Annotated in this window: 22 protein-coding genes; 15 read left to right on the top strand and 7 right to left on the bottom strand. The window is 70.2% G+C overall.

Going from position 1 to position 18,913, the window contains the following annotated elements; translation table 11 throughout:
• Positions 1-85: 85 nt before the first annotated feature.
• The 4 genes from haaT to haaN all read left to right on the top strand — a co-directional run bounded on the left by haaT (position 86) and on the right by haaN (position 4,972).
• Positions 86-2,869, top strand: coding sequence for a cyclophane-containing RiPP biosynthesis TPR protein HaaT (haaT, locus tag I3F54_RS02925; protein WP_275675617.1), 2,784 nt, complete (start codon positions 86-88; stop codon positions 2,867-2,869).
• 141 nt (positions 2,870-3,010) lie between these two features.
• Entirely contained in the window at positions 3,011-3,202 is a 192-nt protein-coding gene (gene haaA / locus I3F54_RS32305) for a HaaA family cyclophane-containing RiPP peptide (RefSeq protein ID WP_308373047.1), read from the top strand.
• 26 nt (positions 3,203-3,228) lie between these two features.
• Complete coding sequence (locus I3F54_RS02920; RefSeq protein ID WP_240116957.1) at positions 3,229-4,404, top strand: FxsB family cyclophane-forming radical SAM/SPASM peptide maturase; 1,176 nt, start codon at positions 3,229-3,231, stop codon at positions 4,402-4,404.
• A gap of 94 nt (positions 4,405-4,498) precedes the next feature.
• Positions 4,499-4,972 (top strand): cyclophane-containing RiPP N-acetyltransferase HaaN, encoded by a 474-nt coding sequence (gene haaN, locus I3F54_RS02915; protein WP_240116956.1) that lies wholly within the window; start codon positions 4,499-4,501, stop codon positions 4,970-4,972.
• A 384-nt stretch (positions 4,973-5,356) separates the two neighbouring features.
• On the opposite strand, the gene murG is transcribed toward haaN, so the two are convergent.
• From murG to I3F54_RS02885, 6 genes are read right to left on the bottom strand one after another with little or no spacing between them, the layout of a single operon-like run.
• Complete coding sequence (gene murG, locus I3F54_RS02910; RefSeq protein ID WP_240116955.1) at positions 5,357-6,550, bottom strand: undecaprenyldiphospho-muramoylpentapeptide beta-N-acetylglucosaminyltransferase; 1,194 nt, start codon at positions 6,548-6,550, stop codon at positions 5,357-5,359.
• Positions 6,547-8,715 carry a B12-binding domain-containing radical SAM protein gene (locus tag I3F54_RS02905; protein WP_240116954.1) on the bottom strand — a complete coding sequence of 723 codons (2,169 nt, stop codon included), beginning with the start codon at positions 8,713-8,715 and terminating at the stop codon, positions 6,547-6,549. Before I3F54_RS02905 ends, murG begins: the two co-directional genes overlap by 4 nt.
• The gene (locus I3F54_RS02900) at positions 8,712-9,659 is read right to left on the bottom strand and encodes a TauD/TfdA family dioxygenase (protein WP_240116953.1); all 948 of its coding nucleotides are present in this window, start codon (positions 9,657-9,659) and stop codon (positions 8,712-8,714) included. Before I3F54_RS02900 ends, I3F54_RS02905 begins: the two co-directional genes overlap by 4 nt.
• Before the next feature lie 47 nt (positions 9,660-9,706).
• Positions 9,707-9,895 (bottom strand): hypothetical protein, encoded by a 189-nt coding sequence (locus I3F54_RS02895; RefSeq protein WP_240116952.1) that lies wholly within the window; start codon positions 9,893-9,895, stop codon positions 9,707-9,709.
• Complete coding sequence (locus tag I3F54_RS02890) at positions 9,892-10,353, bottom strand: hypothetical protein (protein WP_240116951.1); 462 nt, start codon at positions 10,351-10,353, stop codon at positions 9,892-9,894. The genes I3F54_RS02895 and I3F54_RS02890 overlap by 4 nt, the downstream gene beginning before the upstream one ends.
• Positions 10,350-10,859 (bottom strand): ATP-binding protein, encoded by a 510-nt coding sequence (locus tag I3F54_RS02885; protein WP_275675616.1) that lies wholly within the window; start codon positions 10,857-10,859, stop codon positions 10,350-10,352. The genes I3F54_RS02890 and I3F54_RS02885 overlap by 4 nt, the downstream gene beginning before the upstream one ends.
• A gap of 254 nt (positions 10,860-11,113) precedes the next feature.
• On the opposite strand from I3F54_RS02885, the gene I3F54_RS02880 reads away from it, so the two are divergent.
• Complete coding sequence (locus I3F54_RS02880; RefSeq protein WP_240116949.1) at positions 11,114-12,472, top strand: hypothetical protein; 1,359 nt, start codon at positions 11,114-11,116, stop codon at positions 12,470-12,472.
• Positions 12,473-12,478: 6 nt separating this feature from the next.
• On the opposite strand, the gene I3F54_RS02875 is transcribed toward I3F54_RS02880, so the two are convergent.
• Entirely contained in the window at positions 12,479-13,276 is a 798-nt protein-coding gene (locus I3F54_RS02875) for a fumarylacetoacetate hydrolase family protein (RefSeq protein ID WP_240116948.1), read from the bottom strand.
• Positions 13,277-13,392: 116 nt separating this feature from the next.
• Between I3F54_RS02875 and I3F54_RS02870 the strand changes: the two genes are divergently transcribed.
• From I3F54_RS02870 to I3F54_RS02825, 10 genes are all read left to right on the top strand, one after another.
• Entirely contained in the window at positions 13,393-14,532 is a 1,140-nt protein-coding gene (locus I3F54_RS02870) for a DUF6183 family protein (protein WP_240116947.1), read from the top strand.
• A 389-nt stretch (positions 14,533-14,921) separates the two neighbouring features.
• Positions 14,922-15,284, top strand: a complete 363-nt coding sequence (locus tag I3F54_RS02865) for a hypothetical protein (protein WP_240116946.1) — start codon at positions 14,922-14,924, stop codon at positions 15,282-15,284.
• Positions 15,274-15,690, top strand: a complete 417-nt coding sequence (locus tag I3F54_RS02860; RefSeq protein ID WP_240116945.1) for a DUF6093 family protein — start codon at positions 15,274-15,276, stop codon at positions 15,688-15,690. Before I3F54_RS02865 ends, I3F54_RS02860 begins: the two co-directional genes overlap by 11 nt.
• 156 nt (positions 15,691-15,846) lie before the next feature.
• Positions 15,847-16,305 carry a hypothetical protein gene (locus I3F54_RS02855; RefSeq protein WP_240116944.1) on the top strand — a complete coding sequence of 153 codons (459 nt, stop codon included), beginning with the start codon at positions 15,847-15,849 and terminating at the stop codon, positions 16,303-16,305.
• Positions 16,306-16,313: 8 nt separating this feature from the next.
• On the top strand, positions 16,314-16,556 hold the full coding sequence (locus tag I3F54_RS02850; RefSeq protein WP_240116943.1) for a hypothetical protein: 243 nt from the start codon (positions 16,314-16,316) through the stop codon (positions 16,554-16,556).
• On the top strand, positions 16,553-17,017 hold the full coding sequence (locus I3F54_RS02845) for an HK97 gp10 family phage protein (RefSeq protein ID WP_240116942.1): 465 nt from the start codon (positions 16,553-16,555) through the stop codon (positions 17,015-17,017). The genes I3F54_RS02850 and I3F54_RS02845 overlap by 4 nt, the downstream gene beginning before the upstream one ends.
• Positions 17,014-17,436: a hypothetical protein gene (locus I3F54_RS02840; RefSeq protein ID WP_240116941.1), complete on the top strand. Its 423-nt coding sequence runs from the start codon at positions 17,014-17,016 to the stop codon at positions 17,434-17,436. The genes I3F54_RS02845 and I3F54_RS02840 overlap by 4 nt, the downstream gene beginning before the upstream one ends.
• Positions 17,437-17,509: 73 nt before the next feature.
• Complete coding sequence (locus tag I3F54_RS02835) at positions 17,510-18,007, top strand: hypothetical protein (RefSeq protein WP_240116940.1); 498 nt, start codon at positions 17,510-17,512, stop codon at positions 18,005-18,007.
• Complete coding sequence (locus I3F54_RS02830) at positions 18,007-18,543, top strand: hypothetical protein (RefSeq protein WP_240116939.1); 537 nt, start codon at positions 18,007-18,009, stop codon at positions 18,541-18,543. The genes I3F54_RS02835 and I3F54_RS02830 overlap by 1 nt, the downstream gene beginning before the upstream one ends.
• On the top strand, positions 18,486-18,908 hold the full coding sequence (locus I3F54_RS02825; protein WP_240116938.1) for a hypothetical protein: 423 nt from the start codon (positions 18,486-18,488) through the stop codon (positions 18,906-18,908). Before I3F54_RS02830 ends, I3F54_RS02825 begins: the two co-directional genes overlap by 58 nt.
• Positions 18,909-18,913 lie beyond the last annotated feature (5 nt).

The following is an 18,913-nucleotide window of genomic DNA, read 5'->3' as shown; positions in this document are numbered from 1 at the left end:
TTGGCGAGTTGAGACACGGAGAACTCGGGGGCGGCGTGACCAGAACTGGGTACAGGCGGCGTATGCACACGGGGACAACCCGCATATGAGGCTGCGGCGGGGGGTCGCGATCGCTGTCGTCGCTGGCGGTGGTGCGGTCATCACGATGCTCATCGGGCTCGTCACAAACGCGGTGTCCGAGCAAGCGCGGTGGCCCGGCCTCCTGGGGTGGGTCCAAGAGCACGCCTGGTTCTCGTTCGTCATGCTCGGCGTGGCGCTGGTTGGGATGACCGCCTTGCTTGCCGCGTTGTCGGAGCCCCGGAGGCCCGTACAGAGCACGGAACCGCCACGGCCGGAGGACGAGTCGGGACCTCCGGGGGCCGCGCTCGTGCTGCGGGCGCTGCCGCGGGACACCGCGGCGTTCACGAATCGGGCCGCGGAGCTGGCATCGCTCGTGCGGTCGGTGCGCGTGGCTCAGGAGAGCGGTGACGCTCTGCCCGTGCACGTCATCGACGGGATGCCGGGGGTCGGCAAGACGGCCTTCGCGGTGCGCGCCGGGCACGTCATGGCGGACCAGTTTCCCGACGGGCAGCTCTTCGTCAATCTCAACGGACATACGGCGGGGCGCAGTCCCGTGCAGGCCGGTGAGGCGTTGGCCTCGTTGCTGGCCGCCACGGGGGTGCCCACGGGGCAGATACCCGTGGGGGACGACGCCGGCGCGGTCACGGAGGCTCGGGCCGCTCTGTGGCGGACACGGCTCGCGGGGAAGAAGGCGCTGCTCATCCTCGACAACGCGGCCAGCTACCGGCAGCTGGAGCCCCTGCTCCCGGGAGGGTCCGGCTGTCTGGTGCTGGTGACCAGCAGGAAGCGGCTAGCGGCGCACGAGGAGGTGGTGCTGCCCGTGGAAGCGCTGCCGCTCGATCACGCTGTCGACCTGTTCGTACGGCTCAGCGGACGGCCGGCGGACGCGCTCGGCCAGGACGCGGTCGAGGAGATCGTCGGGCTGTGCGGGCACCTGCCGTTGGGGGTGTCGCTGCTCGCGGCCCGGCTGCGGCACCACCCGTCGTGGAGTGCGGAAGACCTGCGGGAGCGGTTGGTGGCAGCCCGGGACCGGCTGGGCGAGCTGCGCGCCGGAGAACGCGCCGTCGCTGCGACGTTCGAGCTCTCCTACCTGGATCTCGAACCGGAGCGGCAGCGTTTCTTCCGAGGGCTTGGCTTCTACCCTGGGACTGACCTCGATGCGTACGTCGGTGCCGCGCTCGCCTCGGTTTCCATGGCCGAGGCCCGCCGTCAGCTCGACGCGCTCTACGACGCCCACATGATCGACGAACACCCGGGAAGCCGGTACCGGCTTCACGATCTCTTACGCGACTACGCCCGCGGGCTCGCTGACGAGGGAGGCAGCAACATGGAACACGCCCAGGCCGTTCAACGTGTGTGCGCCTACTACCTGGCCGCTCTCGCCGTCGCGAACAGGCACATCCTCCGCCGCGGAGCCGTGGTGCCGGCAGCACCGGACAGCGCCTCGTCCGTGGAGACGCCGCCGATGGAGTCCCGTACCGACGCCCTGGGCTGGCTGGAGAACGAGCGGGCCAATGTCCTTGCCTGTATTCGGCGGGCGAACAGCCTCGCCCTGTACGAGCCGGTGATCCGACTCGCCGCCGCCATGGCCCCGTTCCTGCGGCAGGCCGGCCCCTGGGACCAGGCCGTCGGGCTCCACCGGACCGCGGCCGAGGCGGCCAGGCACACCGGCGACCGGCGGGCACTGGCGGACGCGCTCGCCGAGCTCGGAGTCGTACGGCGCTTCATGGCGGCCTACCCCGAGGCGATCGAGGCGCTGAACGAGGCGGTCGCGCAGTACGACGCCGTCGGCGAGCGGCGCGGCAAGGCCGACGCGCTCAACCAGGCGGGCATCGTCTGGTACCTCACCGCCGACAACGACGCCTCCGCCCGCGCCCAGACCGAGGCACTCGCCCTCTACCGTGAGGTGGACGACCGCCTCGGGCAGGCCAACGCGCTCGCGGACCTCGGCATGGTGCGTCGGCAGACCAGCCGGTTCGACGCCGCCGTGCATGCGCAGAGCGAGGCGCTGTCCATCTACCGGGAGCTCGGCGACCGGTACGGAGAGGCCAACTCCCTACGGGACCTGGGCGTCGTGCACTACCTCATGGGCGAGTACGAGGCCGCGGCGCGGCGCCACCGCGAGGCGTTCGACATCTACGCGGAACTCGACGACCGGGCGCACCAGGCGTACGCCCTCAACGAGCTGGGTGTGGTGCGCAGGCTGACAGGAGACCTCGTCGGGGCGCGAGAGGCCCACGACCAGGCGCTGGAGTACTTCACCGAACTCGGCGAGCGGTTCGGCCGCGCCAACAGCGTCCGCTACCTCGGTGCGCTGGAGCGCGCCTCCGGGAACGCCACGGAGGCGGTCCGGCTGATGGAGGAAGCCCTGAGCGCGTACCGCGATCTCGGCAGCCGCAGTGGCGAGGCCGCCTCGCTGGGCGAGCTGGGCGCGGCCCGCGGGATGGTCGGGGAGCGGGAGGGCGCCGTCGAGGCGTTCCGGAGGGGCCTGGACATCCTGCGTGAGCTGGGTGACCGGTGCGGTGAGGCGGAGGTGCTCAACCACTGGGCCACGCTGCTGCGCACCTCCGGTGATCCGGACGCGGCGCGGGAGCACTTCGGACGGGCCCTGGCGCTGGCACGGGACATTCGCTGTCCGCTGGAGGAGGCACGGGCTCTGGAAGGGATCGGACGCTGCGACTGGATCACGGGCAGGCCGGCCGCCCGGGCCGGGTCCTCGCTGCGTGACGCGGTCGTGGTGTACCGGCGGCTGGGGGTGAGGGCGGCGGCCGAGGAGCTCGAACGGCTACTGGCCTCGCAGGCCGGGTAGTTCTGGTAGTCCGGCAGCTGGCCGGTTTCCGTATCCCGGCGCGGGCGGCGGGCTGCTACGTTTTCGAGCCGTCTGTCGCTTCAACCCGCCGTCGCACGGTGCCGGTCCGACGCCGGCGCCTCCCATCACGAGGAGCGTTGATTGTCGTCACGTACGCCCGTGCTCGCACCGCCCACAACAGGCTTGGTCCGCCCCACGAACGCGCAGGGGAACGATGTCCTGGAACGAGTCGCGGCACGCGTCCAGCAACGGCTCGCAGCCGAGACGTCCAGAGAGGGACACCACGCGGAGGGGCCTCACGCGGCGTCGCTCGTCCTGCCGTGGTGGTTCTGAGCGCTCCTGCTTGATGACGCCCCTCGATGACGCCCCTCGAAGACAGCGCACCCTTCCGGACATTCATCCTCAAGGTCGCGAACCGCTGCAACATCGATTGCGACTACTGCTACGTCTTCAATTCCAAGGACCAGGCGTGGCGGCACCTGCCGGTCCGCATGAGCGTGGACGTGGCCCGGGCTGCCGGCCGACGCATCGGCGAGCACGCAGCGGCGCACGGCCTGCCGTCCGTACACGTCGTGCTGCACGGCGGTGAGCCGCTGCTCGCCGGTCCCCGGCACATGGACGACCTGCTCGGGGCCGTCCGCGGGGCCGTCCCGCCGGGTACGGACGTCCACTTCGAGCTGCAGACCAACGGGACACTTCTCACGAAGGCGTGGCTCGACCTCTTCGAACGGTACGGGGTCGCCGTGGGCGTGAGCCTCGACGGGCCGCCGGTCGCGAACGACCTGCATCGGCTGACACAGGCTGGTCGGTCCAGCGCCGCCTCCGCCGTACGCGGCATCGAACTGCTGCGGTCCCGGCCGCACCTGTTCGCCGGCCTGCTCGCCGTCGTGGATCTGGCCAACGACCCCGCGGAGGTCCACGACTACCTGGCGTCCTTCGAGCCGCCGGTCATCGACTTCGGCCTGCCGCACGCCACCCACGACGACCCGCCGCACCGTGACGACCCCGACAACCTCGACGTGCCGGAGTACGGGCTCTGGATGACCCGCGTGTACGACGCCTGGCTCGCCCGGTCCGAGTACCGGCACAGCGTCCGGATGCTGGAGGACATCGTGGCGCTCAGCTCCGGCGTACGCGGCGCGGTGGAGACGCTCGGTCTGACCCCGCCGACGAGCGTCGTCATCGAGTCCGACGGGACGATCGAGGGCGTGGACACACTGCGGTCCGTCGAGGAGGGCGCCTCCTGGCTCGGGCTCGACGTCTTCGCCCACACCTTCGACGAGGCGTTGCGCCATCCGAAGCTCCAGCACCGGCAGTACGGCAGGGCCGCCCTCGCCGAGAAGTGCCAGAGCTGCCCGCTGCTGGAGGTCTGCGGTGGCGGGTACTTGCCGCACCGCTTCAGCACCGCCCGCGGCTACCGGAACCCCTCCGTCTACTGCGCGGACCTGGAGTACCTCATCCGACATGTCCAGGACTCTCTGCGGCAGCACGGCTGGAACGCGTACGCGTCGGCTGTTCCGCCCCCGGCCGTATAGGAGCACATGCCGTACCGCCGTAAGGGGTTCACACGTTGGAGTGAGAGAGCCGAGCGACCCGAAGCGACCGAGGAACGACGGGAGACAGACACCGATGACCGTGACCATCCGCCCCGCAGAGAAGCGCGACGTCCTGGCGGTGGCCGAACTGATCGAGGAGATCGAGCGGCACTACGGCGCGACCGATTTCCAGCCGCTTGAGGAACGGCGGTCGCAGGTGGAGGAGGCTCTGTTCGGCTCGCCGCCGCTGGCGTCCGCGCTCCTGGTCGAGGACGAGGCCGGCGACATCGTCGGGCTCGCCGCCTACTCCTTCCTCTGGCCGGCCGCGGGCTCCTCGCACTCCCTCTTCCTCAAGGAGCTCTACGTTCGCGACACCCTGCGTCGGCAGGGCGTCGGGGCCAGACTCATGGAGGAACTCCGTAGCCTGGCCGCCGCGCGCCCGGGATGCAGTCGCCTGGAGTGGATGACAGAGCGCGACAATCCGGGAGCCCGGGCCTTCTACAAGGCCCTCGGGTTTGCCGAGTTCAATGGCAAAGTCGTCTATCGCTTCGATAGTGGTACGGCGTGAGGGGACACACGGGCTGTGAAAGAGGAACGGTGCGAGCGATGCGACTGCATCGTCGGGTTGGGGTGTTCCTGTCCGCGTGACGGAGCGGTGCCGCGGTCGCGTGCCTCGTCCCCGGCAAGGGCAGAGTGGCGACGCTTCCCCGCAGACACCATCCTGATCTCGCCCACGCGGTACGCGCACCTGCCGGGCGCCTGCACGCACGTGGAGGAGGAGTACGTCAGGGCTCCTCGGTGGGGCTGGATCCCCGATCCGGCACCTGGGCTCTGGGACCGGCTCAGCAACAACTCCCCGGCGACCGCGACAGCGGGCAACACCGCGCGGACGGCGGTTCGGCGGTGTGAGGAGTGCCAGACGACGCTGTCGTGACCGACTGAGCCCGGTGTGTCATACGGCGACGCCCAGCAGCACGTCGGTCAGACGGTCCGCCGCGTCAGGGCGGCCGAGGGCGCGGGCCTGCACGGCCATCTGCTCTCGGCGCTCCGGTGCGGCCAGGATCGGGGCGACGGCATCGCGCAGGCCCTCGGGAGTGACCGCGTCCTTCAGCAGGGCCACGGCGGCGCCGGCCTGCTGGAGGTGGAGGGCGTTGTGCTCCTGCTCGTTGCCGGCCGAGGTGGCGAGCGGGATGAGCACGGACGGCTTGCCCAGGGCGGTGAGCTCAGCGATCGTCCCGGCGCCGCTGCGGGAGATGACGACGTCGGCGAGGGCCAGGACGTCGGGAAGCTCCGGTCCGACGAAGTCGGTGACGAGGTAGCGGTGCCGGAGGTCATCCGGGAGCTGGGTGGCGTACTGGCGGGACTCCTCGATGGACGTGGCGCCGCACTGGTGGACGACGTTGGCCTGGGTGAGCAGCCAGGGCAGGACGGCGCGGACGGTGGTGTTGATCTGGACCGAGCCCTGGGCGCCGCCGGTGATGTAGACGGTGGGCCGGGTTCGGTCGAAGCCCGTGAGGCCCAGGGCGGCGATGGCCTTGTCAGGTTCGCCGGTCAGGACCTCGGGGCGTACGGGGTTGCCGGTGACCACCGCGGAGGCGCGTACCGAGTCGGGCAGCAGGGGCAGGGTCGACTCGGAGGACACAGCGACGCGGGTCGCGGCCCGGGCCAGGGCGCGGTTGGCCAGCCCGAGGCGGACTGTCTGCTCGTGGATGACGAGCGGGCGGCGGCAGAACTTGGCCGCGAGCCCGACCGGGACGGCGACGTAGCCGCCGGTGGAGAGCACCACGTCGGGCCTGAAGTCGGAGACGATCGAGCGGGCCTGGGCGGCACCGAGTGGGACGCGGCCCATGTCCTTGATGTTCGCCGGGGAGGCCAGCTTGAGCGGGTTGCTGGAGCGGCGGATCTTGCCGGTCGCCACGGTCTTGAACGGGATGCCCTCGCGTTCGGTGACGCGGGCCTCCAGGCCGGTCGCTGTGCCGACCCACAGCACGTCCAGGCCGACGCCCAGGCGGTCGAGCCGGGCGGCTGTGGTGCGGATGGCGGTGAGGGCGGGGTAGGTGTGGCCGCCGGTCCCGCCGCCCGTGACGATCAGCCGGAAGGGCCGGCCCAGGGCGGCGAGACGACGGTCGAGGTCTGCGCTGGTCACGTGCTGGGCGCTTCCGTTCCGGCGGGCGCCGGGGCGGTGCCCGGGCCGGGGGTCATTCGGACGTGCCGGACGATATCAGCCAGCCGCACCTTGGTGAGGAGACGTCCGACGCCCCACGGGGTCGTACCGAACTGACCCATGTACGTGCTGAGGGTGCGCCGCTGTTCCGCGGTGAGGACGAACTCCCGAACCTTTCCCTCCGTAAGGCGGAAGTGGCGGGGATCGCGGATTCCGTCCCGGTGCCGCCCGGCGGCCAGGAGCGCGTCGAGGTCGAACCGCGCCGGCTGCCGGAGTACCTCGGGCGGTTCAGTGCGAAAGACGTCAGCGAGGGTGAGTCGGTGGTACTCGGCGGCCTCGCGTACGAGCGCCTCGATCAGACTGCCGCCGCCCACTCCTACGCCGGCTTCGCGGAGTACGGCGAGGCAAGCGCGGGCGGCAAGGTCGGCGGTGTCGTCCAGCGCCTCGGAGAGGATGCGGGTCCGGTAGGTGTAGAGCAGGTTGTTGCCCAGGTGGCCCTCAATGTACTGGTCGATGTTGCCGGTGGCGTACGACAGGAGGTCGGCTCGCTCTTCCCACAGCTGCTCGTCGGTCTCCGCCGAGAACTCCTTCAGGACAGCGGCCAGGGCCGGGCCGTGGGCCATGGTCCGGGCCCGCTCCAGCCAGGTCATGGGCGAGATCTGGCTGGAGCGCTGGACGGCCAGGAGGACGGCGAACAGCCCGTCGTTGTAGAGGGAGGCCAGGAGCAGGTTCATCACCCGGCACTCGCGGTAGTCCTCGTACGCCATGTCGGGCACGGTCACGCACACCTCGTCCACCTCAGCGGCGCGCAGTTCCTCGCCGAGCACGGTGTACGAGCCGTAGCAGCGCGGCATGACGCGCCACTTGGTGACCAGGCCGTGCTCGCGGCGGTAGGCGTCGGTGCACATCTCACTGCCTGGCAGCAGGGTGAGCTGGAACATGTTGAGCCGGTTGAAACCGGCGTCCACGAGCTGCCGCAGAGTGCCGAGGTGCCTGGCTTTGGAGTCGCCGGGCAGGGCGAGGATGACCTCGCTGTACGTGCCCGTGCCGGCGTCGGCCGCCGCGAGGGCGATCTCCATGAGCTTGGCGGCGTCGATGTTCGTACGGGCGATGTCGCGCAGCACGCCTGGGTCGAGGGACTGGACGGCGCCGGACAGGCTGATCGCGCCTGGGACCTGGGCGACGGCGGACAGGACTCGGTCGCGCTGGTTCTTGCCGGTGGTGACGTTGACGACGCGGGGCCAGCCGTAGAGCTGCTGGCACTCGGCGATCACCCGGCAGGTCTCATGGTCCTCCGGGTACATGCCGAAGTTGCTGTCGGTGATGAGCAGTTCGTTGCGCGCGGTCCCGGCCTCCACGAGCGGCTTCATGCGGCGGCCGATGTAGTGCAGCTCGCTGCGGATGTGCTCGGTGTTCTTCTTGGCGACCTTCTGGAAGTAGGCCGTGCCTTCCTGGCAGAACGTGCACTTGAACGGACAGCCCCGGTTGGTCTGCACGGTGGGGACGAGCTTGCCGTCGAAGAACTCGTCCATCAGGCCGAGCGTGTACGGGGAGGGCACGTCGGACAGGTCGTGGATCCGGGGACGCGGTGGCGGGGCGTACAAGGTTCCGTCGCTGTCCAGGTGGTGCACGCCCGGGAGGCTGCCGCGCACGTCATCGCGGCTCGTGCGGCTGAGGGCGATGAGAAGGTCGGCGAAGGCGGCCTCCCCCTCCCCATCGACGTAGAAGTCCACCCGGCCGGCCAACCGCTCGCGCCAGAACACCGTCTGCTCCGGGAGGCGGAGCGGATAGTGAGGGCCGCCGAAGACGACTGTCGTACGAGGGAACCGCTCCTTGATCAGATCGGCGAAGGCGAGCGACAGCTGGCTGTTCCAGATGTAGTGCGAGAACCCGATCACGTCCGGCGGCCCGTCCTGCTCCAGGGCGGCCGCCAGGACCTCGGGGTATTTGAAGATCCGTACCGGATGGTCCAGTGCCACCCGCGTCGCCGCGTAGGTGGCGATCCCGGCCACCGCCTGCGGCATCGTCTCCGCCGAGATCGCCTGCTGGGTGTACGTGAGGTCCGCCAGCCACACCGTGAGCGTGACCCGCGGCCGCGCGTCCGGTGCCACGATGGGGAGCGGCACCAGCACGGGCGTCGCCGTCATGCCACGACCTCCCGCTCCGCCGTATGCCGCACCTGACCGCGCAGGAAGATCTGCAGCAGGAGCCGGCGCTCGTCCTCGGGCACGTCCTCCTGGCCGCCGCCGAGCGGCTCCCGTCCGTGGCAGCACAGGTGCTGGTTCGCGATGAGCATGTCGCCTCGGCCGAGCAGGAACCGGCGCTGCCCGGTGATCAGCTCGCGCTCCAGGGACCGGGCCGCCTTGATGTAGGGGTCGGCGGGGTCGGCGTCGGCGAGCATCTTGGCCGTGAACCGTACGAAGCCCTCCGTCGGCGGCTGTCCGTCGAGGATCGGGAACGGCTTCCACTCCTCCCCGACGCCCGTCAGCTCGAAGAACGCCCCGTCGACGTACTTCGGATGCGTCAGCAGCTCGGCGTCGGAGTAGCCGAGCCGGTCCACGGCGCGCCGGACCTGCGAGACCAGGCTGTGACCCTGTCCTCTCGGGTCGGGACGGACGCACAACAGGGCGCTGTAGTCCGGCGGGAAGGTGGAGTTCACGACGTCAATGTGCATCGGGTTGTAGCCGGAGCCCGTGGCCCGCATCGGGTCGATGGTGAGGTTGGTGCCCAACGGCTTCCACAGAGGCCAGCGGTCGAAGGCCCGTAGCGGCGTCGCGATCAGGGAGACCAGCGCGGTTACCGCCCGCATGCCGGCCTCCTCGGGACCGGCCGCGTCGAACAGCTCGGCCAGCTCCAGGACCGCGAAGCCCTCACCCTCCGGGGCGTCGAGCAGCCGGTGGCAGGTCGCGGTGAACTCGCCGATGCGAGGGAGCCCGGCCAGCACCACGTGGTACCGCGCTGCGGTCTCGGGCGAGAGCAGCCCGTCGTCGCCGAGCCGCCACTCGGGCAGGTCGGCGGCCCGCTGGGCGAGCTCGGCGACGAGCTCCTTGGGCAGGGCCACGCGGTACTCGGGCACGGAAAGGGGCGTCATGAAGCACTCCTCGTGCTGTAGGGAGGGGTTGGATTCAGGGAGTGGGGCTACGAGCGCAACAGGTTGGTGGGGTCGATGGCGGCCCAGACGGTCAGCAGGACGGGCACGACAAGGACCGCGAACTGGAACCAGCCGAAGCCGTAGCGCTGGAGCAGCCGGAACGGGTGCCGGAGCGCCCAGCGCAATCGGGCGAGCCGTCGCCGACGGAGGATCGTGTCTGTGGGCGTCGAGGTCATCGGCACCTGCGCTTCGATCCGGTCGCGAGCGGAGGGGCGGCTGCCGTCTGTGTGCGAGGGGAGCCGCCCGCGCGGCGCCGCCCCGGATCCGTGTGCGTTCCGGGAGTCGAGACGAACGCCCCGGTCGCGTTCAGCCAGTTCGCGAGCGAGTCCCGATCTTCCTGGTGGAACCAGAGCATCACCATCGACGGCGACACGATCCCCTCGGCCCGCCCCTCCTCGACTGCGGCGAGCGCCCTCGGCCACTCGGGGCGGTCGGCCCGGCTGGAAAGCACCGCCGCCCGGTCGACGAACGTCGCCACGGGGATCCAGCCGCGCTCGTCCACGTACCGGAGCACGCCGCGCAGCCCCTGCTCCGGCGCTGCCGTCGGAACGGCCTCGGGTGAGAGGCACGCGTACACGACGACCCGAGTGCCGGGCGGGACTCGCTGCGGTCGCGCTTCGACCACATCGCTCACGCCGTCCGCCTCCCGTTCTCACGCGAGGACGCGGGCCCGACGGGAAAGACGCACCAGGCGACCGTGCCGTCAGCGGTGAAGCCCCAGCTCCCGTCGAGCTCGTCGACGAGCGCTTTCACCAGCCACAAGCCGCGCCCCCGCTCCGCCCCGACCCCGGCCTGCTGGGGACCGGGTACCGCGGACGGGGAGCGGTCGTCGACCTCCAGACGGACCTGACCGGCCGTGCGCCTCATCCGTAAGCCCACAGTCCTGCCTCGCCCGTGGACGATCGCGTTGCTGACCAGCTCCGAGATCACCACCTCGGCGGAGTCGACACGGCCCTGGGGCACACGGCACACGTTGCGCAGCCATGCCGCCCCGATCCGCCGGGCCTGAGCGACCCGCGAGGCTTCACGTACGAAGGCGACGTCGACGGGCGACGGCGCTATGCGTGCCCCATCCGCGGAAATGGCGCGGGAGCCCGTGAGGCTCGTGGTGAGGATCGAGGAGGGAACCGAGGACACCATCGTCCAGCCCTTCCGGACGTCGGGACTTGGGACCACAAGGCGGGCTGTGAGGCCACGCGTTCGCGGTCACCGAACGATGACGGTGGGCCGACGGACTTTCCTACGGCCCCGATCTGGTCGTTCTGGACCCCGATGAGCCTTGCCGTGGTCTTCTGGGACTTGAGTGCGTCCTGCGGGGCCACGAGGTGGGTAGGTGATCGACAATCGCCGCATACGGGCGCAGGGCCCGGCGGTGTCCATGCGAAGGGGGCACGGTGGGCGACAGACAGCTGACGGTGTTCGGCATGTTGGTGCGGGAACGAGGCTGGGGTTACGCGCGGTTCACCCGCGAGTTCCGGAAGATCTGCACCGACCTGCGCCTGGACGACGTGACCCCGCAGCGCAAGCAGTTCGATCGGTGGCGCCTGGGGCAGATCAAGGGCGTGCCACGCTCTGAGGCGTGCGAGGTCCTCGAGCGCATGTTCCCGGGCTGGACCGCCGAGAAGCTGCTTGTCTTAGCGGAGTCCTCACCGCTTCCTGTGACCGACGACGTCACACCGGCACGCACCGAGGAAGAACAGGAGCACGCGCCTGAAGCGGTGGCGAACGTGCTCTTGGAGGAGGACGAGATGAAGCGGCGAACCCTGATCAGGGGGCTTGTCGTCGGAACGAGTCTTGGCATCACCGAGTCCGCACTGGAGGTCATGGCTGCCGCCCGGCAGCGCATGGACCTGGCGCTGGAATCGTCGGTCATCGGGCCTGCGACCCTGGAGCGCTGGGAGACCACGGCCTTGGAGTACGCGCATGCTTACCAGACCGTGCCGCCGCACCGGCTCCTCGCCGATGTCCTCGCCGACTTCACCGAGGTACAGCGGCTCCTTGAGCAGCGACAGCCCATCCGCTACCGCCGCCGCCTGTGCCGGGTCGCCGCCCAACTCGCGGCGCTGGCAGGGATCTTCGCCTCCGCTCTCGGTGCCCGCCGAGAAGCCCGCGGATGGTTTCACACCGGACGCCTCGCCGCCTCGGAGGCCGGCGACAACCAGCTCGAAGGAGCGCTCACCGTACGCTCGGCCATCGTCTCCCTCTACTACGGGACTCCGGCCTCCGCCCACGAGCAGGCGGCCAGGGCGCGCCACATCCTGGGCGACACCGTCAGCCCCGCCACCACCCGGGGCCTGCTTGTCGAGGCCCGCGCGCTCGCCCGCCTTGGGCGGGGAGACGAGGCTCTGCCGCTGCTGCGCCGGGCCGAGGACGCGTTCGGCCGGCTCACCGCCGAGGACCGCGACGACCCTTCCTTCGGCCACACCGAGCGCCAGTTCCTTTGGCACCTCGGCAACGCGTGGACGCACCTGGGACGCACCGAGGACGCCTGGCAGGTCCAGCGCCGAGCGCTCGACCTGTATCCGCCCACCGAGTACCTCGATCCGACCCTGCTCCGCCTGGACCGCGCGGTGTGCCTCGCGCGGGACGGCGAACCGGAGGAGGCGTACCGCACCGCCGCACAGGCTCTGACGTCGCTGCCGGACGAACATCGCACCGGCATGGTCATGAAGTATGCCACCGACTTCAGCCGTACCGCCGGACACTCCCAGCTCCCCGTCGGCAGGGAGTTCGCCGAGCTGCTGCGGGCCTGAGTGGAGCTACCGACCGGCCACGGGATTGACCAGGGAACCGATGCCGGAGATGCGCACGGCCACCTCATCACCCGGAACGACGGGCCCCACCCCTGCGGGCGTGCCGGTGAGGAGCACGTCCCCCGGTTCCAGGGTGACCGCCGCCGTGATGTACGCCAGCAGGGAGGCGACCGGATGCAGCATCGTGTCCGTCCCGGCTGACTGCCGTTCGGTGCCGTTGACCTCGCAGCGCACGTCGAGCTTCGTCGGGTCGAGGTTGGTGGTGATCCACGGGCCGAGCGGGCAGAACGTGTCGAACGCCTTCGCCCAGGACGGCTGCCCGTCCGCCCGCTGGATGTCCCGGGCGGTCACGTCGTTGGCACAGGTGTAGCCGAAGACGTAGTCCAGTGCTTGCTCGGCGGGGACGTCACGCGCCGTACGGCCGATGACGACGGCGAGCTCGGCCTCGTAGTGCACCTCGCGTGACTGAGCCGGGTAGCGAATCGGCTCTCCGGGGCCGATCACAGCGGACGGCGGCTTGAAGAAGAGCCGGGGTGCGGCTGGCGTGTCGAGGCTCAACTCGGCGATGTGATCGGCGTAGTTCCGGCCGACAGCGACGATCTTCCCGGGCGTGACGGGGGCGAGTAGACGTACGTCCTCGAGGGGGAGGCGGCGGCCGGTGGGCTCCACCGCGCCGCTCAGCGGATCAGCGGTCAGCACTTCCAGGACATCATCGCCATTGGTGGTGGTTATGAGGCGCCCGTGAAGGACGTCCCCCCGCCACTCGAACCTTGCCAGCCGCTGCGATTCACCCGTCAGCCTCATGACTGAACCGTACCTTCGGCCCGGAAGGCTCTGGTTTCCTTGTCACGCAATGGACGCGATCACGGCACCCCTCCCTCGCCGCCTGGTCAGCTCCAGCCATGCGTAGGGTCAGCAGCGTGGATCACCGCATAGAGAAGATCGTGAGCAAGCTGCCCGAGACCCGGGACGTCAACAGCGTGTGGGCAGAGCTGGACCACCGCATGGCTGACGGAGATGTCTCGTTCCTTGGAGACCTTGGGGCGGAACTGGTCCGGCGGTCGGTTTCCGGTTCCGCTCGGGTGTGGCAGTACGAGAGCGTCCTGGACCGCGCGATTCGGCTGTTGGCCCTGGCTCCGGGAGGCAGTGGGGTCGAGCAGCTCCTGCGCGTGGTCAGGGGTGAGGACCGGTCGGCGCGGAAGCGGGCGCGCTATGTGGCGTCCCTGATCGCGTCGGCACAGGACGCCGACGGTCTTCGTCCGCTGTTCCGCGGTGCGCGCTCGGGTGCGGGAGCCTCCGATGAGCTGAGGGCTTGCACGGTTCACGAGCTGGTGGTGAGGGGGTTCGAGCTCGCCGATCTGCCGGAGGCGCTGTACTGGGCTTCCGGCCCGGGGATCGGCCGGCATCCGCTTGCCTGGCTGCCGTTGCGGCGCTCGGTGCTGGAGTCCGGTGCCGACCTGCCCAGCTACTCGGTTCAGGGAAGCACGTCCTCGCTCCCTTTCGGTCCCGTCAACGAGGTCGTCCAGCCCCTTCCATTGCGCTCTGGGCAGTTCGCGGTGCACGAATCGGCAGAGGCCGACCTGAGTTCGGTACCCGCCGCTGTGGCCAACTGGGCTGACGAGTCCAACGGCCGGATCGAGGCTCGCGCATTCGACCTGGAACATCCCCTGGACGAGCCGGACGTACCGCGGGCCCTGCTCGGCCTCGGCCTCGACTGCCTCGCCGGCCACACCCACCGTACGGACTTCTCGGTGGCCCGGTCCACCGCTGGAGCCGCGTGGAGCGTCCTCTTCGCGGCGGCCTCGTCAGGCGGGGCATACAGCCATGGCCTGTACGGTGCCTACGGACGTCTCGCCGCCTGGCGCTCCCTTGGCGGGCTCGCCGGGACGGGGATGGACGCGACGGCCCCGGAGGCCGAGGAGCGCGCTGCCGCGTGCGACTGGTACCGCTTCGGCGCTGCGACTCCCTGGTACCACCACGTTGCCTGGGACATCGGGCTGGCCACCCTGAACCGGGACCGAACCCGGGTCACGTTGCTGGCCGCTACGGACACCGACTGATGCCGCCGCCGGTCGTCGGCGTGAGCCTGAAGGGCTTCCTGGGGCTCGTCGGTTCCCAGCCCAGAAGACGCGCGCGCCGGATGCTGTCAGCGACCTCGGCAGGAAGCACGGGGGTCGTTTCGGCCCCCACCCAGTTGCGGGTGTGAGCGCGGTTTGTCTCGACGATGAGGACCGCACCTGGACGCTCTGCGTGCTCGACGGCGTACGTCATGGACGACCACGCCATCCCCTGACAGTACGTGGGCCGGCCACGCACGTACCAGCGGTACGGCATCCCGTCCACAGAAATGGTGCGTGAACGCTTCTTCGGCAGAGCCATGTTCCCCCTCCTCGTCTGCCGGACGCTATCGGGCGAACGCGGTGTCGGCCCATGGGTTTAGGCTCCGCCGGTGACGACGGCAAATCGCTTCCAGATGACCTTCGACGGGCGCTCGTACGCCCTCACTGTGGGCGGCAGGGACGTCAGCAAGCACGTCGCTGCCGTGGACCTGCACGCTGATGCTCACGATCTGCCACGCGTCGTGCTGCATCTGCGCCCGACCGGGACCTGGCCCGCCGAACTGGATCTCCTCGCTCGGGTCGAGGTCGGCGCGCCCCAGGACCCCGGTCCGGCCGCCGCCGCGTTCCTGGAGGCGCTGGACCCGTTGGAGGTGGAGCGCGCGGCGCTGGCACGGATGGACCTGGAGAACGTTCCGGGCGGCGGGACGGCGGCGGTGATGCGGCAGTTGGTGGAGTGGGCCCGTGGCGCTTGACCTGTCGGGGGTGCGGCGGGTCGTGGAGGGGCTGCTCGACGATGAGCTCCAGCTGTGGCGGGATGCGGACGGGGCAGCCGGCGACGACCTCGACGAGGCGACGGGCGAGCTGCGGCCGGACGGAGCGGCTCCCGTCCTGGTCTGGGAGGGCCTGGGTGCGATCACGCGGCCAGGGCAGCTCGTAGGCGTGCCACCCTTCGGCGGAGCGGTCGCGGCCCTTCCTGCCCCGACCGCGTACCAGGCGCTCCTTCCTCTGTCCCTGCCAGCAGTACAGGTCGATGACGTGGTACGGGTATCGCGCTCGGTGCGGGACGCGCAGTTGACTGACCGCAGGTTTCGCGTCACCGACATCGGTGTTGGGACCTACGCCGTGGTCCGAGTCGTCCAGTTGAAGGCCGTCACGTGATCCTGGCGACCGTGAACGTTTCTGCTGGTCAGCCCACTGAGCACCTCGATCGCTCGTGCTGATGAGATCGGCCGGCTTCCTGCAACCAGCCCACTGAAGGCGCAGTTGTCCCTGGTGATCATCAGGAGTTCATTCGGAAGGAGAGCCGCCTTGGCCATGCAGTACGTCACACGCCTCACCGCCGCCTTCGCCGCGGTAGGAGCCCTCCTCTTAACCTCCCCCACAGCCGCCCACGCCAGTGCTGTCGGCTCGACTCCCGTCCAGACCTTCGAGTACAGCGTGGGGGGCGCGACGATGAAGGTCCCGACCGGCTGCATGTTCACACACATCATCCGGGGAGACGGCAGAAAGATCACGTACCAGAACGCCGGCGTCGACTGCGGGTTCGTCGCCGCGCTCGGCAGCGGCTTCTGCAACTGGCGCATCGACTTCACGTACGCCGACACGAACAACAAGACCTACCGCACTTCGCGCGGCAAGACGCACAGCGAGTGCAAGATCGACCCGATGCGGAACAACCATCCGCAGACGCTGCCTCGTTATGGCAAGGCGTGCGCCCACCTCCACGTCAACGGGGTGCGCCGCGTGAGCCAGTGCCACCACATCACGAAGTGAGTTCGCTCATGACCGAGCAGCAGCAAGAACCGGGGCCGGACCAAGCAGAGGAGACGCGACGTCGGCGGGCCGGGATCGCCGCGTTCCTCGTTGGGCTTGTCGCGACTCTCGCCTTCTTCGCCTTCTTCCCAGGGCTACCTCACGTCATCGACTGGGGCGCCATCCTCGTGTCCCTCGTCGTCGGCGGGCTGGCCCGATGGGCCTGCCAGTCCTGGATGAACAGGTCGGCGAAGAAGACCGAGCGTATGTGACTGCGGCGGTGGAGCCCTTAGGCTCCACCGTGCGCTCCCCGAACCAGCATCCCAACGCCCACCCGGACGCTGCGGCGTTCCGCAACCCGATTGAGCTCGCTGCTGCTCTCACGCGCCTCGGGCCAGCTGTCCGGGCCCGGACGCGGGCGATCACCCGGCACCACGCGATGCTGTTGCGGGTGCGGATCCAGAAGAACGCCTCCGGGCGGCCGGGGCCGAACGTGATCACTGGCCAGTACCGGGCTTCCTGGGACGTGAAGGTGACCGGGGGTGGAGGGCGCATGAGTGCGGTGGTGTTCACGGACGCGCCGCAGTCGCGGCGGTTGGAGTACGGGTTCGTCGGCGTCGATCGGCTTGGAAGAGCGTTCAGGCAGCCGCCGTATCCGCACATCGAGCCCGCCTTTCGGCAGACCGAGCCGGCCTTCCTGGAGGCCCTGCGCAAGGGGGTGCTGCCGCGGTGAGCCCGCCTCGGCTGCCGCTTACGCGAGCGCTCGTCGACGTGCTCGCCGCCGGCACCGGTCGGCCGTGTGGGCTCGGCGTGCTGCCCCGGGGCCCGGATGGGCAGCCCACGGCCTTCCCGTATCTGATCCTCGACAGCCTGCCCGGCGAGTTCTCCGGTCCGTCGTTCGGCGACTGGCAGGCCGACGCGGCGTGGACGTACCAGGCGACGAGCGTTGGCGAGCGGGCCGATCAGGTGCAGTGGCTCGGTGACCGGGTGCGGGTGGTGGTCGCCGGCCGGCTGAGGAACCTCGACGTTCCAGGGATGCGCGTGATCGACCGGGAGTTGACCTACGACGCCGACGGAGAACCGGTTGACGGTTCGCAGGGCAGTATCGTTACCTACGTGCAGCGGTTCACGATCACCGTGACGCCTGCCTGATCCTCTTCTCACCGCGGAGCCACGCGGACGCCCGGCCGACGAGCCCGGCGCAGCACCCTTCTGGGAGTGCCCTGTGGCTCAGCAGCGCTTCATGCGGCGCGGCATCACCAAGATCCTCTGGTTGAAGGATGTCGCCGCCGAGAACATGATCCCCATCCGCGAGGAGATCTCCGCGCCGAACGCGACCGACCTGACCGAGGCGATCAGCGATGTCGACGGCTGGTCGCTGACGAACGAGGCGATCGAGACGCCGGACATGGCGTCGACCTTCTCGTCCTCGATCCCGGGGAACGACAAGGCCGACAACTCCTCGATCACCTTCTACGAGGACCAGCTCAGCGACACCATCGAGACCCTGCTGCCCAAGGGCGCGAGCGGCTTCGTCGTCTTCCTGCGCAAGGGCGATGTCCCCGGGTCGAAGTCGATGGACACCTTCCCTGTGCAGGTTGCGTCCCGCGCCGCGCAGTACAACGCGGGCAACGAGGCGGCGAAGTTCCAGGCGATCTTCTCGATCACGTCCCCGCCGGCGCTGGACGCCGCTGTCCCGGCCGCCTCGACGGGTACCGCCTGATGGCCGCCGGTGGCAAGGGCGCGGTGTCGTGGGAGCGGAAGATGGAGCGGCTGCGCCGCCGCTCGCTTCCAGAGCGCGTTCTTCGGATCTGCGACGACGCAGCGCGGCGCACAGAGTACGACGAGGCCAGGCGGGCCGCCGACCGGGCCCGGCTGCTTGCCGAGAGCGACGCGGACAACGGCGTGTTCGCCGAGCGGGCCCGCCTCGCCGCCGAGCGTTGCGAGGCGGCACGCGAGGCGCTCGACAGGGCATCGGTCTACCTCACCTTCCGCGCGCTGCCGCGCCCGGTCCTCGAGGAGCTCATCCACGCTCATCCGCCGACCGACGAACAGGCCGCCGACGGAGCCGCGTTCAACCCCGACACCTTCCCAGCCGCGCTGATCGCCGCCTCCAGCACGGACGGCATGAGCGACGCCGAGGCGCGCGAGCTCCTCGACTCCTGGTCGACGCCGGACGCGAACGCCCTGTGGGAGGCGGCATGGGAGGTACAACAGGAGGGCCGGGCCGACAAGGCCGCCGACCTGGGAAAAGGCTGACGGCCGACCCGCGGCTGCGGGCCGAGCTGGAGCTGTGCGAGCGGTACGGCATCCCGCACTCGCGGCTCCTCGGCGGGGACGGCCGTTGGAGCGACCTGGACCGGGCCAAGGCCCTGGCCTGGCAGCAGTGGCAGCGCACGCTGTGCCCGGACTGCCGTACGCGAGCGGAGGAGTGGGACCCGGCCAAGGGCGGCCACCAGCACGCGTACGTCACCGACACCATGCGCTGCCCAGGCTGCGAGCTCATCGCACAGGAGCGCGACCAAGTACCCGAGGGCCGCCCCGGCTACGGCATCAAGATCACCCTCCTGCCCCGCCAGGCGTACGACGCGCTGCACGGCGACGACCCGCCGAACGGGCGGTGAGCCAG

The organism is Streptomyces sp. MUM 2J (assembly GCF_022414535.1).
GTDB lineage: Bacteria > Actinomycetota > Actinomycetes > Streptomycetales > Streptomycetaceae > Streptomyces.
This window is presented reverse-complemented; position numbering and strand designations above follow the sequence as displayed.